Genomic DNA, 16037 nt, shown 5'->3' with positions numbered 1-16037 from the left:
TTCCAGCGCTGGCCCTTGATTTTTGACAGGAAATCAGATTTGATGCCAGCAAGAGGACCGTAAGATTGGATTGGAACTTCTTTCCTTCTTTTCATCATCTTATTGTTTTATTCGTTCTTTTGGCTTGACCCAAAAGAACCAAAAGGTCAAGACGCAGCAAAGCTTCCACCCGCATTGCCAACGCGCTCCCCGCTGCTGCGTCAACCCACCGCACTCGTTTCCAATCAATTATTTGGAGGTTATCTAGAGAGTTCCCTTTCCTGTTACCCTGCCTCTCCAGAATTAGGATATTTTAGGGAATCTATCAGTGCTGCTTTCGGAAAAGCAGCACAACAAAATTGTTTGAGTGAGTGCTGAAGGCACGAGATGTAATAGCCCTGGGTAAGCATGCCGAGGTACGAGGCTCAGCGCAACCCAGGGTAAAAGTCACAAACACAATTCCAGCGCTGGCCCTTGATTTTTGACAGGAAATGAAATTTTGGTGCCAGCAAGATGGAAACGAATTAACCCTAGCAGTCAGGAGACTGTATTAGTTCAAGCACAAAGCCTGAGACTTGCGCTAACCTAAGCTGAGTGCTGCTTTCGGAAAAGCAGCACAACAAAATTATTTGAGTGAGTGCTGAAGGCACGAGATGTAATAGCCCTGGGTAAGCATGCCGAGGTACGAGGCTCAGCGCAACCCAGGGTAAAAGTCACAAACACAATTCCAGCGCTGGCCCTTGATTTTTGACAGGAAATGAAATTTTGGTGCCAGCAAGATGGAAACGAATTAACCCTGGCAGTCAGGAGACTGTATTAGTTCAAGCACAAGTCCTGAGACTTGCGCTAACCTAAGCTGAGTGCTGCTTTCGGAAAAGCAGCACAACGAAAAACCCTTGGAGGGTTCGCAGTGCTGAAGGCACGACTCGTAAAAGCCCAGTATGAGCGAAGAGAAATGCTGGGTTAAAAAACACAAAACCACACCAGCGCTGGCCCTTGATTTTTGACAGGAAATGAGGTTTGATGCCAGCAAGATGGAAACGATTAACCCTAGAAGTCAGGAGACTGTATTAGTTCAAGCACAAAGCCTGAGACTTGCGCTAACCTAAGCTGAGTGCTGCTTTCGGAAAAGCAGCACAACAAGAAAAGTGACTTGCCACAAATCAGCCTGAAAATTCAGAATTCCGAGACTTCCATCTTCCATCTTCCCTCTTCCAACTTCCCCCTTCCAGCTTTCAGCCCAAATAATTTTCAGCCACAAAACGCTTCGAATTATTAAAACAAAAATCTTCCACCGCTTTCTCTACATCTTCTCTGGATTTGAGATGAGCAAGATGTTTTTGTCCGCTTTTCTTGCGGGCCTGCTCGATTTCGAAAATCAAATTGTTGCTGAATAAGTCAAACTCCAAAGCAGTAGGGTAGTAGTCTACCGGGTCAATCAAGCCTTCGAAGTCCGTTCCGATGGTCAGGCAATTCCATATGAGTGGTTTTTCTTCTTCGCTTAGATTTGGATTGGCGTAGGCACTTTTGATGATGGCTTCGATATTTTCCCAAATGAGCTGAATTCCGTTTCGTTTGGGATTATTTTTCAAATCATCTTTGGTTATTCCCAGAATCCGCTGATCAAATGAGATTCCAAACATTCCCCGAGTTCTGACTATCCATTCGATATCCTCATCACACATATTGATGTTCCAAGCATTGAATTTCCCGCTTTCATCGGTGTAGTCATCCACTTCGCAGTCCTCCAATTCAATATGCCGATCCAAGCTGGAAATCCCCGAATAGCCGCAATGCGAGGCAATGACAGGGATTCGGTCTCCTTTGTCCAGACATTTGCCCACCAGACTGTAGAATTCCTTTCTTGATCTTGCACTCATGTGTTTGACATCAATCAGAATGCGATAGCCGAGCGATTCATCCCGCTCAAAATCTCCATTAATGCCCAGGAGCTCCTTGAGAATCCTTCTGCCATCATTATTGAAACCCGCATTCATTCGCTCGGATTGGTCCATGAGGATTTTACCCATGCCGGGTATGGAGTGGGCATGACCACAAAGATGATTGTCAAAGTGATGGGCATAGGTGATGAAGAAGATCGGAGCCTCCCAATTTTCTTTGATTTCCTTCACGCGTTGGGAGATTTCCTCGATGGACTGTACCCGATCGGTACCTAAGGCATGCGCTCCTTCGATAGTCAAAATCATGGTGATCTCCTGATCGTCCTCCAGTGATTTTTGGAGTTCTTTCCGACTTTTTGGAATGCGATAGGAAGCATTCTCAGCATAATAGAGCCTTGGGTGCTGATTGGCCAGTTTTCTGGCAAGTCGCTCCTCCCGGAGCAAAGCTTGGGGAACGTGAATTTCATTTCTCCGGATTCGCTTTCCCGAATCCATCATGACAAAATCCCGCTCTCGCTGTAGTGACTCCCAGTAATCATAATCGTCCGATTGGAAGTAATCGACGACCTTATCCGGAATGCGCATGTAGGCAGTTTGTAGCAGGTCCCGGCGGATTCCCTTTGAACCCAAAATGGCCGAGGTCAAAAAGCGGAACCATTTATCTTTTCCGATTTTTGGGTCAATGCCCTTCACAAATTGGCGCTCTAGCGGATAGAGGGAATTGAAGGTGAGGCGAAGATTGGAGTTCCAGCATTTGACCAAATCGATCTGACTGTAGCTGGCCCCCATCACGCCCTTTTGATGATTTCGATGATTGGATGCAATGACGGTCCAAGGGCTGAATTCTCCTTTTCTTCTGAATTTTTTCGCTTTTTCCTGCATCTGAAAATGCGCACGCATATGATTGTGACAGTGCAGGTCAGAAAATCTACGCTTCGCCATGGCTTATCTGTTGAAAATGGAGTTTCCACCCTTCATCACTTCGATGATGTCTTCCACCACCGATGGGGAATTGGTGTAGTACCAATGATGAACCGTGTCATGAAGCAAGCCCTTGTCATCATCGATCTCGGTCACATCACATTGATAGATGTCATCTGCCAGATTGACTGAATTCTTGGCGCCCCATCTCCCCAGTCTATTGAAGGCATTTTTGGTAAGCTCAGAGATTCCTAATGCCTGATCCTTATTGTGATAGTACACATGCACTCGCTCCCCAAAATCAATGAGGCGATAAAGTGGATTTGGACGCTCCAGCGCATAGTAATCGATATCAGCGCCCACCAATAAAATCTCTCCAAAAATCGAGTTGATGTCCAGTCCGATGTCTTGTACACCTTTGACCATGTTTTCCAGCACCCGATTTCCCATGCTATGACACATCAGATGGATTTTTTGATCACACAGCGGCTTCCGCTCTTCCACAAATTTCTTTTTGAAAAACTCCCGAAGCGAAGCCATGGAACGTGCCAAGGCAAAGCCCGACTGCATCGCATCATAGGCGTCCGAGCGATACTTGAGCAGTTTTTTCTTGGCAGGCCAAGTGAATAATACCAAGTGCTTGATAGTGGAGTCTTCCGGCTCTACATATCGTTTGTGGAGCTCACAGAGGGTTTGCATGGCTGTTTCCAAATCAGACTTGAATCCATGCACAAAGACCAGGATATCTTCCGAGATGCGGATATGATCGCCTTCAGGACTCTTTTTGCTGGCCTTGATTCCCGACTCATACAGTTCGGTGAAAATAGCGGTAGAAGGGAACTTCGCTTTGCTCACGTCCTTATCGTCAGCATAGTTTGCCAAAAGGCTTTCATCTACCTCAGGAATAATCTGAATATCGAAGTCTTTCAGTTTTTTGGCTTTCTTGGGGTCAAAGCTGATCGTTCCGTAGCGAAGATTATGACGAGCTTCCTCATCGCCGTCCTTTCGCATAAACTCTGTTTCATTGACGGAAATGTAATTTCTACTTCGGCGGGTAGTGACTTCTCGATTGGTGATGATGTAATGTTTGACCATGGCTAAGAATTTGAAAGGGTTTAAAAAACTAGGATTAAAATCTTAAGCTGCTCTATGTCAGCACTTATTCTAAATTTTGGAAAAAAAATTGGGAAAGACAAGCAAAAGCTTTTGCCTTAATGGAAGGTTAAGAAATTGATAAATTTTTGGAGTGGGGAAGAGAAAATCCCAAAGTTTTCGATCTTCAAAAGAAAAATCAAAAGCCGTGAAAAACTTAAAAACGCTTGGTCTTATCCTTCTAGTAGGATTCCCCTTGTTTTTTGCCTGCAAACCAAAGGGTCTGACCACCTCAAATGAAGAAATCACCCGAATAGCTTTTGGATCCTGCAATCGTCAGGATAGTCCACAGCCCCTTTGGCAATCCATTGTGGCAGACAATCCGGAGCTTTGGATTTGGATGGGGGACAACATTTACGGGGATTCTCCCAATATGGACACCCTTCGAGCCAAATACAATCGCCAGAATCAGGTTGAAAGTTATCAGGCACTCAAGCGCACTTCCAAAATCATTGGGATTTGGGATGACCACGATTATGGGATCAATGATGGGGGAAAATATTTTGCCCAAAAAGCAGCTTCCCAACAGTTGATGCTAGACTTTCTGGATGTTCCCCAAGCTGCACCCGAGCGCAAACGGGAAGGAGCTTATGCTGCTCATCTATTTGGAAAGGGAGAAAATCTGGTCAAAGTAATTTTATTGGATGCACGATATCATCGAGATACTTTGATGCGCATCGACCGGGTATATCAACCCAATGTGGACGGCCAAATACTGGGAGAGGAGCAATGGAAATGGCTGGAGAATGAATTGAAAACCAGTACTGCCAAGGTGAATCTGATCGTTTCGGGGATTCAGTTTTTACCCACTCAGCATGCCTATGAAAAATGGGCCAATTTTCCTCAAGAGCGGGAGCGTCTGCTGAGTTTGATTGCTGCATCGGGTGCTAAAACGCCAATTCTACTCAGTGGAGATCGGCATATCGCCGAACTGATGAAAATGACTGATGAGCGATTCCCTGAAGGTATTTACGAGATTACATCAAGCGGTTTGACGCATACCTGGAGTAGCATATCCGAGGAACCGAACCGCTATCGCATCGGAGACTTGATTGCGAAATTAAATTACGGTTTGGCCGAAATTGACTGGGAGAATCAAGAAATAGCCTTTCAAATCAAAGGGGAGGGTGGTGTAAACTACGCGGATTTGCTTATTCCTTTTTCTAAAAATTAATCTACACTACCATGTTTAAAAGACGAGATTTTCTGAAATCACTGGGCTTGAGTTCTGCAGCTTGGCTTTCTTTGGGCACATCTGTATTAGCTGATCCCCTTCCTTCCAGGAGGCTTTTGAATCCTTTTTCAGCCATACGATTGAGAGGCAAGGTAAGTGCGAGTGGAAAGGGGCTTTCCGGCGTAGTCGTATCTGACGGTCGTACCATTGTGCTTACTGATGGAAATGGTGAATATGAGTTGATTTCTTCCAATGACCGTGAGTTTGTTTTTCTTTCCATCCCTTCCGGCTATCAGATCGAGAAGCAGGCAAATGGATCTGCAGCTTTCTTTCAGAGAATCATTCCGAATCAATCCGATCAAACCTGTTCTTTTAATCTAACTCCCAACGCTGCTTCGGACGAAAACCATCATTTTCTTTTGCTTTCAGATACGCAGATTCAAGATGATTATGAAGCAGGACAATTGCTCAGTACAAGCATTCCGGATGTCCAGCAAACGATTGCAAGGCTAAATGACCCCAATACTTTTGGGATTGGCTGTGGAGATTTGGTTTTCGACCGATTGGAGCTGTTTAAAGAATACAATCAGGGAATTGCTGCAACGGGTATTCCTTTTTTCCAGGTGATAGGTAACCACGATATGAACTTTGGTGTGCGATCCGATGAAGGAACGGCAACGACTTTTAAGGGTCACTTTGGGCCTACTTATTACTCCTGGAATCGGGGAGAGGTTCATTATGTGGTTTTGGATGATGTGTTTTACCTCGGAGTTGGCACCAAATACATCGGTTATATCCCTGAGGAACAATTGGCTTGGCTAGAGCAGGATTTGGCCTTGGTCGAAAAAGGAAAAACAGTGGTGGTTTCCTTGCACATTCCCACCTACACAGGAGCAGTACAGCGCTATCCGGACCGGGATACGCTGGGAGGTACCGTAAGTAATCGAGAGCATCTTTATCGATTATTGGAGGGTTATAATGCCCACATTTTATCAGGACACACCCATTTTAATGATAATATGATCATGGGGCATGTCTATGAGCATTGTCATGGTACTGTATGTGGGGCCTGGTGGTCTGGTCCGATTTGTCATGATGGTACACCAAGTGGATATGCTGTTTATGAGGCAAAGGGATCCGAATTAAAATGGCAATACAAGGGAACGGGGCTGAGCATTGAAGAGCAATTCCGGGTTTATCCAAAAGGCTATCATCCCGATTTTCAGGATTTTGTTTCTGTGAATTGCTGGAATTATGATTCGGCTTGGGAACTCAGCTGGTATGAAAATGGAATAAAGGTGGGTTCTCCTGAGAAGATTATGGCAAAAGATCCTTGGAGTATGGAATTGCATAGCGGACCTGAATTACCTGCTAGACGCAAATGGGTAGAGCCTCAATTGAATGATCACATGTTCTTCTTCCAACCTACAAATTCTGAGAATTTGGTTTTTGAAGCTAAGGATCGGTTTGGGCGCGTGTATTCGAAGAAAGTGGAAGGATAAAAGTATTTTAATGGTAGCGTCCTGAGGCAATCTTATAAATTGCCTTCCCCTTTTTGGGACTGCTTCGCTTCACTCGCAGTGACGCTTTACACGTCATTGCGAGGGCAAAGACCTGAAAATACTAAAGCTGGTCTTTTTCTTTTCAAGCCCGAGGCAATCTCATTAATTAGTCCATTCCAATACTTGGGACTGCTTCGCTTCACTCGCAGTGACGGTAAAACATAAATTTAAGATAGCCTTTTTTTAATACCCCGCCGCTTCATTTTCCCTACGCGGGTCAGCTCCACCTTCTAGTTTTCCATCCGGCAAAAGCATGATGGCATCTACCGAGCCGATGATGGGAGTTCTACCTTCATTGATCAGGTAATTTTTCGCTGAGAGAGCTTTTAGCAAAGCAGAATCCAAGGTGTTTTCTTCAAACAGAATCTGATCAGGTAGCCATTGATGGTGGAATCGGTGTGCCTCAACCGCTTCCTGCATGGTCATATCAAATTCATAAGCGTTGAGGATGGTTTGGGCTACGGCTGTAATAATCGTAGAGCCGCCTGGGGTTCCAAGTATCATCCATAATTTTCCATCTCGCTCAACCAAAGTAGGAGTCATGGAGCTGAGCATCCGTTTTCCCGGAGCAATGCTATTGGCATCAGCGCCAATCAGTCCAAACATATTTGGAACGCCCGTTTTACTGCTGAAATCATCCATTTCATTATTCATAAAGAAGCCTAGCTCATCCAAATAAACCTTGGATCCATAAGCTCCATTTAGCGTCGTGGTGACAGCAAGTGCATTGCCTTCCTCATCCATGATGGAATAGTGGGTCGTTTCCATGCTTTCAGCAAAAAGGACTTTTCCTTCAGCAATATCAGCTGACAGGGTAGCCATTTCCGGGTTGAAGCTTCCCATTCTTTCTTTTAAATAATCATCATCTAAAAGTTCATCAATAGGAATTTCTACAAAGTCAGGATCTCCGAGGTAATAATTTCGATCGGCGTATGCCCTGCGCATGGCTTCGGTCAATACTTGTACATAATCTACCGAATTATGCCCCATAGCTTGGAGATCATAGGGTTCGACCATTTTCAAAATCTGACCAATGGTCACTCCACCGGAGCTAGGCGGTGCCATGGAGATTACTCGTAGTTCTTTGTAATCAAATACAATCGGTTCTCGCCAAGCTGCCTCGTAAGCAGCAAGATCTTCCTCTGTGATAATACCACCCATTTTTTGCATGTGGTCCACAAGAATTTTGGCAGTTTCTCCTTGGTAAAATTCATCTCGACCATTGCTGGCGATGCGCTCCAAGGTTTCGGCTAAGGCAATATTTTTAATGGTATCTCCTGCATTCCATTCTTTTCCATAAAAGGTGTTTTCCCCATTTACTTCACGAACCACCTCGCGAATACTCTGCAATCGTCCTGCTTGCTGAGTACTGACTACAAATCCATTTTTAGCCAAATCGATTACCGGTTGGAGGATTTCTTTTGGCTCCAACTTTCCAAATTTGGACTGAGCTTCGAAAATCCCTGCTATTGTACCCGGTACTCCTGAAGCTAAGGCACCCTTTGTACTCAGACCAGGAATGACGTCCCCATTTTCATCCAAATACATATCTCGATGTGCCGCTCCCGGAGCTTTCTCACGGTAGTCAATAGAACCAATTTCTCCATTTGCCAAGCGATAGACAGCAAAACCGCCACCTCCTAAATTTCCTGCAAAAGGAAAGGTCACGGCAAGAGCCATTTCTGTAGCCATCATGGCGTCAAAGGCATTTCCGCCTTTTTTCATAATCTCAATCCCAATGCGAGAAGCTTCCCCTCGAGCAGAGACAACCATGGCTTTTTCTGCAATCAGGCCTCTTTTGGGTTCCCTTTCTTCCGATGGGCTTTGACAAGAAAAGACTAGGATGGGGATGCTCAACAGTAGAGCAGCAACCCTCGTGTAAACTTGCTTATTCATTTAATAAAGTGCTGTTGAAGAGTTTAAGGATACGTTTGTATTCATCAGTCCAGGAGCTAGGCTCTATAAATCCGTGGTCTTCTACCGGATAGACAGCCATTTCCCAATTATCTTTTCCTAATTCGATCAATCGCTGGGAGAGTCTCACGACATCCTGAAAATGAACATTGACATCTACCATGCCATGAGCGATGAGGAGGTGACCTTCCAGTCCTTCAGCAAAATAAATAGGCGAGGAGCGTCTATACGCAATGGGATCCTCCTCAGGCGTATTGAGAATGTTGGAGGTGTAGCCGTGATTGTAATGAGCCCAATCCGTGACGGAGCGAAGCGCTGCACCTGATTTGAAAACATCCGGGTGATTGAATAGGGCCATCAGTGTGATAAAACCTCCATAGCTCCCACCATAAATCCCAATTCGGTCTGCATCAATTCCATAATTGCTTACCAGATGCTTTGCACCATCTACTTGGTCAGAAAGGTCCTTTCCACCCATGTGACGGTAGATTCCTGTTCGCCAATCCCTACCGTATCCTGCTGAGGCACGATAGTCAATATCCAAAACGGTATATCCCAAATCGGCCAATAGATTGTGGAACATGTACTCTCGAAAATAGCTACTCCACCACTTATGAACATTTTGAAGATAGCCGGCACCGTGCACAAAGATCACGGCAGCTCCATTTTTCTTTTCTAGATTGGGTTCGTAGATCCGTGCAGGTACCATTGCACCATCTGCTGCCTGGAAGCGGATAATTTCCGGATCTCTCCAATCATAAGCCTGAAACTCCTCACTTTGACCACTGGTCAATTTGATAGGTTCAGCCTCTACTTTGTTTTTTTGGAGATAGAGCTCTGTGGGAGAATTGGAGTAGGAGTGAAGAATGGCAAGATGCTTTTCATCCGGGGAAAGCTTAACTTCATTGTTTCCGGTCATGGAGGTCAGTTTTTCCATTTTCCCGCCCATCAGAGGCATACGGTAAAAATGACGCTCTCCCGGATCAACTTCGGAGGTGGTCAGATACCAGGATTTTTTGTCTTTGGAGATGAAAGGGTCAAAAACCTCATAGTTTCCACTCGTCAATGCTGTTTTGGCTTGTGTGTCCACATTTTGGATGTAAAGATGTGAATAGCCGCTTTCTTCCGATTGGTAATAAATGTGTTTTCCGTCTGGTAGCCATCCCAAAGTACCCCCTGAGTAAGTCCAACCAATTCCAGGCCCGGCGATCCAGGCTTCATCTCGCTGTCTGTCTAAAGTCTTTAATTCCCCTGTCTCCAAATCAACCAAGGTAATCCAGCGATCTTTGTTATCAATGGATCTTACTACGACGATGGCTTGCGATCCATCAGGGGAAAACACTGGTCCAAATAGGGCCAAATCTCGCTCTTTTTCTTCCCATTCCCGATCAGGATAATCACTCACATAATCAGGCAAATCTTTGATACCGGGAAGATTGGAGGTTTCTATAAAATAAACCGTATCTCTATTCAGATCATAAATTCCAATCTCAGAAGTAGTTGGCTTGGTGCCTACTTTTGGACGGGCATTGAGGTCCTCGGTGTAACCCGATGCATCGACGTAGTTGGGAACTGCCGTGTTTTTATTGCTGGAAGGATTGAAAAATGAAAAGCTCGCAAATCTTCCGTCCGGTGAAAGCTGTAAGTTGGATGGATTTTTCCCTCCGGTGTAATAGGTGAATTCTTTTTCGGGTGTAATCTGAGTTGCTTCGCGGTAAGCTTGTCTCATTTCCCGCTTTTCTTCCCGCTGACGTACCACCTCCAAAAGCTTCAAATTTTCTGACTCTAAAAATGGCTTGGAAGCCTTTGAATCACTTTTTCCGGACCCTGATGAAGAAGGTTGGGAACCGTTGGAAATATTGGTCACTCTTTTGACTACTCCGGTGGGGATCTCAAGCGTGTAGATATTCTGCTCGCTTACAAAGAAGAGAAAGTCTTCATCCGCCAAAAAGGTGGGATTAGAAACCCGAGTGTGCCAGTTAAGCAGCTCTTTTTGTGAATTTTTTTCGAGGTCTTCTAAAATGATCCGATCATTTGGACCTACGAATATCCGAAGGCTTTTATCGGAGTTGAAGGATTCTTGAGACCTTGATCGCTCCCGATCCATCTTCCAGTCAACTTTCTCGATAGAAGAAAGGTCGCTAAGCTGAATTTGATAGAGGGAATCTGCGGGGTTATTCTCGGGATTGTATTCAAAGTAAATGGTCTTACTATCATCACTCCATTCGACTCCAGATGGAAAATATCCCATCCAACTTGGATCACGCATGATGTATTCTACGGAGAGGGAGGATTGAGCAAATAGGCTACCTTGGATTAGGGTGATTAGGCTAATCCAAATTATTTTTTTGATCATTTAAAGAGAGATTTAAGTTTTTTCTTTCAGAAAATCCAAAAGCTCCCTTTTGATTTCATCCATGTGTCCGTGGAGTTCATCGATTTCTTCTTTCGAATTTTCGAGATTTTCCTCGATTTTCTCCAGAAGCTTTCGGGTTTTCATGGCCCCAATATAACTCATGGATGGTTTTGCTTTATGACATCTTTTTTTAATGGTTTCAAAATCCCCATTTTCTAAAAACTTTGGTAGTTCTTGGAGGTCATTAACATTTGTATCTAGTATAATCTGAATCATATCCCTGATCATCTCAGGATCATCATCTCCGAAATACTGATAAATAGAGGCTTCACTTATATATTGATACATGGGGAGAAAAATCTGGTTTACGTAAAAGTTTGTTTGGTACTTCCCCTAAAATTAGAAACAATTTTTGAAATGCATTATTTATAGTATGAAAGTTTACTCAAAAGAAGGGGAAATTGATATGAACTCACTTATTTTGTCTATCGAAAAGTAGGGAAGACATGAACAAAGGAAAAAAAATATTCTTGATTCTTTTTATCATTTTCATGGCAATCATGTTATGGATAGGATACGACATCTCCCAAAAGACCACCTTTCCGGGGTCGAAGGGAAATTTAAAAGAAAGAATCAGTACAGGAGAAGAATAAATGAGCGGTAAAAAAATCAATATTGAAAATCTGGACTTGGACCAGATGAAAGAAAAAACCACCGAGAATCCGGGTCTATTGCCCTATGCCCACCATTCTGGGAGTGCGATCGTCAAGCCGGAAGATAAAGGTAAAATCACTGGAAGAGCAGTGGCAGCCATGCAGTCGCAGACTGATATGCAAATGTCTCAGATCTACCAGCAGATGCAGCTTTTGGCGGATCAGGCAAAAAAAATCAAAGCCCGCGTGGAAGTTTCCGAAAGAATCTATCAAGCAGCGATGGGATTTGAACCCCTGATTAACCATCGATATTTTTTGTACCAAAAAGAGGATGGTACGGACTTTTTGAGTTTGATCGGTCCTGATGAATGGGGTCGGAAAAAAGATTGGGCCAAATTTGTGGCTGAAGTAAAACTGCTGGCAGACCATACCTGGGAAATTCTGCGGGAAAACACCTAAACTATGAGCCAATTGATGACCCGGCAGCTCGATTTGATCTTAAAAGAGGGCGGGGCTGACTACGAATGGGAAGTTTCTATTCCCGTCGAATCAAACTATTTAGACAAAAAGGGCAAAGCTTGGCTAGAAGAGATTTTTGAAGATTTGGGAGGAAAGGGAAATCTTCCTTTGCTTGAAAAGATGAAGTTTGACTTCAAGCTTAATCGCTTTTTGATTCTTTGGGATACAGAAGTTCATTTTAATCGCTATCGGCTGACTTCATTGAGGTCTGAATTGTACTCAGAAATGAGTTTTTCCTTTGATCAAGCCTACAAAAGACTCTGCAGAAGTCAGGAGAAAGAGGCTGTGAAGGCTGGATTGCAGGCTAGGGTTTGGGAGGGGCCTCCCATTGCCCAGCGATTATTTGGTCCTTCCAGCGAGCCAGGTGATTTTTCGGGGAATGGTTCTACAGGCTGGAAGCTTCAAGCCTACAATGATGCCCAAATTGATTTACTCACAAGACTTCATGGGTATAAGTTGATTCGACTTTGTCCCTTTGAGACCTTGATGACAGGCGGTTCTTTGAAGCGATTGGATCAGCTATTGATCAATCCTAAGGATGAACAAAAAGAGATGATTTTCAATTGGTTAATGAGAAAAATGGGGTGATATGAGGGACTGCTGAAAAAGTCTCAGGCATGGCAGATTCAAGGCGGTCAAGCGTAGATGTATGCCTATACTTCAAGCGAAGACTCACGCAGAAGATGCTATGCCTGAGGCTAGCTTAAAAATCTCAATGTTGAGATTTTTTGGAACAGAAAACAGATTTTTATTGGCAATAACTTTGGACTTGTAGAGAAACTGTTTGGTGTAAGCATAAGCTTACCATTTGGAATGATAGCTTTTAGCTTATCCATGCGTTTTCAGCTGGCCCTACTTAGGCAAATAGCCCAAACATCTCCCTTTCTATTTTTTCGACGATAAAGGAAAAGTCCTCTGACCGCTCTACAAAGTCTAAATTATTCACATCAATAATCAGCAGTTTTCCTTCCTGATAGTTTTCTATCCAATCTTCGTAATGCTGATTGAGGTTTTTGAGGTAATCGATTCGCATGGCTGTCTCATAAGTTCTTCCCCGCTTTTCGATTTGGCCTACCAGTTTTGGGATGTCAGCCTTGAGGTAGATAAGCAAGTCCGGAGCTTTCACATGCTGAATCATGGAGTCAAACAAACTTCTGTAGTTCCAGTAATCCCGTTCCGTCAGTAAATTGCTTTTATACAGATTCGCTGCAAATATGTAGGCATCCTCGTAGATCGTCCGATCTTGGATGGTATTCTCATTATTGTCCTGGATCTTTCTGATCTGATTGTAACGGGAATTCAAAAAATAAACCTGAAGATGAAATGCCCAACGCTTCATGTCTTCATAGAAGTCAGCAAGGTATGGGTTATTGTCGACCGCTTCGAACTCAGCCTTCCAACCGTAGTGTTTGGCCAGCTTTTCTGTGAGCGTAGTCTTCCCGCTACCGATATTTCCGGATACTGCTAAATGCATATTTTTAATAGAAATTACTTGCTAAATCTTGATGCTACAACCAAATCTTTGCTTCCGGCTGTGTACTGATAGAATCCTTCTCCTGACTTGACGCCCTTGTATCCAGCCTCTACCATATTGATCAAAAGCGGGCAAGGTGCATATTTAGGATTGCCAAAACCATCATGAAGTACTTTCAGGATAGAAAGACAAACATCCAAGCCAATAAAGTCCGCTAATTGCAATGGTCCCATAGGATGCGCCATTCCCAATTTCATGACCGTATCGATCTCTTCCACTCCAGCTACCCCTTCGTATAGGGAATAAATGGCCTCATTGATCATAGGCATCAAAATACGGTTGGCTACAAAGCCTGGATAATCATTCACCTCTACGGGTACTTTCCCCAGTTTTTTGGAAAGCTCCATGATGTCGTTCGTAACCTCATCCGAAGTAGCATAGCCTCTGATTACCTCAACGAGTTTCATCACAGGCACTGGATTCATAAAGTGCATTCCGATCACTTGACCAGCCCGCTGGGTGACAGCTGCGATTTTGGTGATAGAGATAGAGGAGGTATTGGTAGCCAAAATTGCTGACTTCGGAGTCAACTCGTCCAGCTGTCTAAATAGGTCAAGCTTGATGCTTAAGTTTTCGGTAGCTGCCTCAATGACCAAATCTGCCGAAGACACTCCTGACTTCAAGTCTGTGAAGGTGCTAATTCTGGAAAGCGCAGCAGTTTTGTCTTCTTCGCTGAGTTTTCCTTTTGCCACCTGACGATCCATATTTTTACTGATCGTGGATACTGCTTTTTGTAAAAAATCCTCTTTCAGATCTACTAAAGAAACCTGAAAGCCCTGCTGGGCAAAAACATGGGCGATGCCATTTCCCATGGTACCAGAACCGATCACAGTTATGTTTTGCATAAATATTAGATGTTAGTTTACGTTAATTTGGGTTTAATTCTTTTCGAATCGAGGGTTCAAAGCTACCGCTGAATTGGAGCTTTTCCAATTTTTAACCTTCGCTTATCTGACTTTGTTTGTCAGGTTTTAAGTTCTTGTCTCTAATTTATCTCGTACCTTTGAGGCATGAATGAACTTGGAAAAATCAGTTTATTACCCATCAATAGATTCACCGATTCAGGTGCCTATGTAGCCACCGAATCCGGCGAGGAAGTTTTGATTCCTAATCGTTATCTAACTGGTAATGAGCGAGAAGGGGATGTCTTGTCAGTTTTTATTTACACGGATAGTGAAGATAGGCCAGTCGCAGTCACCGACGTTCCCAAGGCCTGTTTGGATGAGTGGGCAGTGATGGAGGTGAAGGAATTAACCTCCTTTGGGGCCTTCGTAGATTGGGGCTTGCCAAAGGATCTTTTTGTGCCCAAGGCTGAAATGGGGAAAAACATGCATCAGGGTGAGAAATATCTCATTCGGGTTTGTGCAGACTATCGTACCAATAGATTGATAGGCAGTAGTAAATACCGGGATTTTATTTATCCCGCACCCAAGGATTACGAACCTGGTCAAGAGGTATCGGGATTGATTTTTGAAAAAACAGATTTAGGCTATAAGGTTTTGCTCGAAGGCAGATATGAGGGCCTAATCTTTGGAAATGAGGTTTTTCAACCCTTAAGGCTTGGCGAGCGCCGTCGACTTTTTGTAAAGAAACAGCGAGATGATGGTAAAATTGACCTACAGCTTCAGCCTATTGGCAGGGCCAAATATGAGGAAGGAGCCGAGAAGATCCTTTATGTGTTGAGAGAAAAGGAATTTTTGCCACTTCATGACAAATCTGATCCAGAGGAGATCAAAGAAGTGCTCGGCATGAGCAAAAAGCATTTCAAACAATGTATCGGACAGCTTTACAAGGCCAAGGAAATTGTAATCCTAGAGGATGGTATCAAGCTAAACGATTCGAAGCAGTGATAGACCTTGAGACTTTTCGACAGGAAAGTCAATCTGATTTTCCCACCAACAAAAAGCTGAAAGACCGGCTCAGAAGGCTAAAGCCCAAGGATTTGGATTTGCGCTTTGCGGAAAATCATGAGGAGGTTTTTCAAGAAATCGACTGTTTGGATTGCGCTAATTGCTGTAAGACTACCAGTCCGATTTTTCTTCAGACAGATATTGATCGCATCGCCAAAGTTTTCCGGATGAAGCCAAGTCAATTTATCGATGAATACCTTCAGCGTGACGACGAAGGCGATTTTGTGCTTCGTTCCTCACCTTGTCCATTTTTGGGAGTAGACAATAAGTGCCTAGTTTACGAGGACAGACCGAAGGCGTGCAGGGAATATCCGCATACCAATCGAAAAAATATGGCAGGGATTCTTAACTTGAGTCTGAAAAACACACTCATCTGTCCGGCGGTACATAAAATTTTCCGCCAGATAGAGAAAGAGTATAGGAAGTAAGCCGAAATTTTGGCTTTTTTGACAATCAAACCTA

At 43.8% G+C, this 16037-nt stretch carries 14 protein-coding genes; 7 read left to right on the top strand and 7 right to left on the bottom strand.

The annotated features are described in order from the left end of the window. Positions 1 to 1214: 1214 nt before the first annotated feature. Positions 1215 to 2822, bottom strand: coding sequence for an amidohydrolase family protein (locus CDH51_RS02460; RefSeq protein ID WP_157807023.1), 1608 nt, complete (start codon positions 2820 to 2822; stop codon positions 1215 to 1217). Positions 2823 to 2825: 3 nt separating this feature from the next. Beyond that, a complete protein-coding gene (locus CDH51_RS02455) occupies positions 2826 to 3896 on the bottom strand; it encodes an alpha/beta hydrolase (protein ID WP_100627088.1) in 1071 nt (356 codons plus the stop codon). Between the two features lie 205 nt (positions 3897 to 4101). On the opposite strand from CDH51_RS02455, the gene CDH51_RS02450 reads away from it, so the two are divergent. Beyond that, positions 4102 to 5127 carry an alkaline phosphatase D family protein gene (locus CDH51_RS02450; protein WP_232724727.1) on the top strand — a complete coding sequence of 342 codons (1026 nt, stop codon included), beginning with the start codon at positions 4102 to 4104 and terminating at the stop codon, positions 5125 to 5127. An 11-nt stretch (positions 5128 to 5138) separates the two neighbouring features. Continuing rightward, positions 5139 to 6629: a calcineurin-like phosphoesterase C-terminal domain-containing protein gene (locus CDH51_RS02445; protein WP_100627086.1), complete on the top strand. Its 1491-nt coding sequence runs from the start codon at positions 5139 to 5141 to the stop codon at positions 6627 to 6629. 243 nt (positions 6630 to 6872) lie between these two features. Here CDH51_RS02445 and ggt read toward each other — a convergent pair whose 3' ends face one another. From ggt to CDH51_RS02430, 3 genes are read right to left on the bottom strand one after another with little or no spacing between them, the layout of a single operon-like run. After that, positions 6873 to 8585 carry a gamma-glutamyltransferase gene (ggt, locus tag CDH51_RS02440; RefSeq protein ID WP_100627085.1) on the bottom strand — a complete coding sequence of 571 codons (1713 nt, stop codon included), beginning with the start codon at positions 8583 to 8585 and terminating at the stop codon, positions 6873 to 6875. Then, the gene (locus tag CDH51_RS02435; protein WP_100627084.1) at positions 8578 to 10959 is read right to left on the bottom strand and encodes a S9 family peptidase; all 2382 of its coding nucleotides are present in this window, start codon (positions 10957 to 10959) and stop codon (positions 8578 to 8580) included. Before CDH51_RS02435 ends, ggt begins: the two co-directional genes overlap by 8 nt. A gap of 12 nt (positions 10960 to 10971) precedes the next feature. Then, positions 10972 to 11307, bottom strand: coding sequence for an Hpt domain-containing protein (locus tag CDH51_RS02430; RefSeq protein WP_100627083.1), 336 nt, complete (start codon positions 11305 to 11307; stop codon positions 10972 to 10974). A gap of 158 nt (positions 11308 to 11465) precedes the next feature. Between CDH51_RS02430 and CDH51_RS20160 the strand changes: the two genes are divergently transcribed. The 3 genes from CDH51_RS20160 to CDH51_RS02420 are packed head-to-tail and all read left to right on the top strand — an operon-like array spanning position 11466 to position 12719. Further along, complete coding sequence (locus CDH51_RS20160) at positions 11466 to 11612, top strand: hypothetical protein (protein WP_165967624.1); 147 nt, start codon at positions 11466 to 11468, stop codon at positions 11610 to 11612. Then, positions 11613 to 12071: a DUF2452 domain-containing protein gene (locus tag CDH51_RS02425; protein ID WP_026945757.1), complete on the top strand. Its 459-nt coding sequence runs from the start codon at positions 11613 to 11615 to the stop codon at positions 12069 to 12071. Positions 12072 to 12074: 3 nt separating this feature from the next. Next, the gene (locus tag CDH51_RS02420; RefSeq protein WP_100627082.1) at positions 12075 to 12719 is read left to right on the top strand and encodes a DUF7255 family protein; all 645 of its coding nucleotides are present in this window, start codon (positions 12075 to 12077) and stop codon (positions 12717 to 12719) included. A 268-nt stretch (positions 12720 to 12987) separates the two neighbouring features. On the opposite strand, the gene CDH51_RS02415 is transcribed toward CDH51_RS02420, so the two are convergent. Further along, positions 12988 to 13605 (bottom strand): deoxynucleoside kinase, encoded by a 618-nt coding sequence (locus CDH51_RS02415; RefSeq protein WP_100627081.1) that lies wholly within the window; start codon positions 13603 to 13605, stop codon positions 12988 to 12990. A gap of 14 nt (positions 13606 to 13619) precedes the next feature. Further along, on the bottom strand, positions 13620 to 14510 hold the full coding sequence (locus CDH51_RS02410) for a 3-hydroxybutyryl-CoA dehydrogenase (protein ID WP_100627080.1): 891 nt from the start codon (positions 14508 to 14510) through the stop codon (positions 13620 to 13622). A 165-nt stretch (positions 14511 to 14675) separates the two neighbouring features. Between CDH51_RS02410 and CDH51_RS02405 the strand changes: the two genes are divergently transcribed. Together CDH51_RS02405 and CDH51_RS02400 are read left to right on the top strand one after the other, a co-directional pair. Then, positions 14676 to 15515: a CvfB family protein gene (locus CDH51_RS02405; RefSeq protein ID WP_100627079.1), complete on the top strand. Its 840-nt coding sequence runs from the start codon at positions 14676 to 14678 to the stop codon at positions 15513 to 15515. After that, on the top strand, positions 15512 to 16003 hold the full coding sequence (locus CDH51_RS02400) for a YkgJ family cysteine cluster protein (protein ID WP_317045919.1): 492 nt from the start codon (positions 15512 to 15514) through the stop codon (positions 16001 to 16003). The genes CDH51_RS02405 and CDH51_RS02400 overlap by 4 nt, the downstream gene beginning before the upstream one ends. Positions 16004 to 16037 lie beyond the last annotated feature (34 nt).

The organism is Algoriphagus formosus, from assembly GCF_002807035.1.
Lineage (GTDB): Bacteria > Bacteroidota > Bacteroidia > Cytophagales > Cyclobacteriaceae > Algoriphagus > Algoriphagus formosus.
Note: the sequence above shows the minus strand (reverse complement) of the source record. Positions and strands in the feature narration are given on the sequence as shown.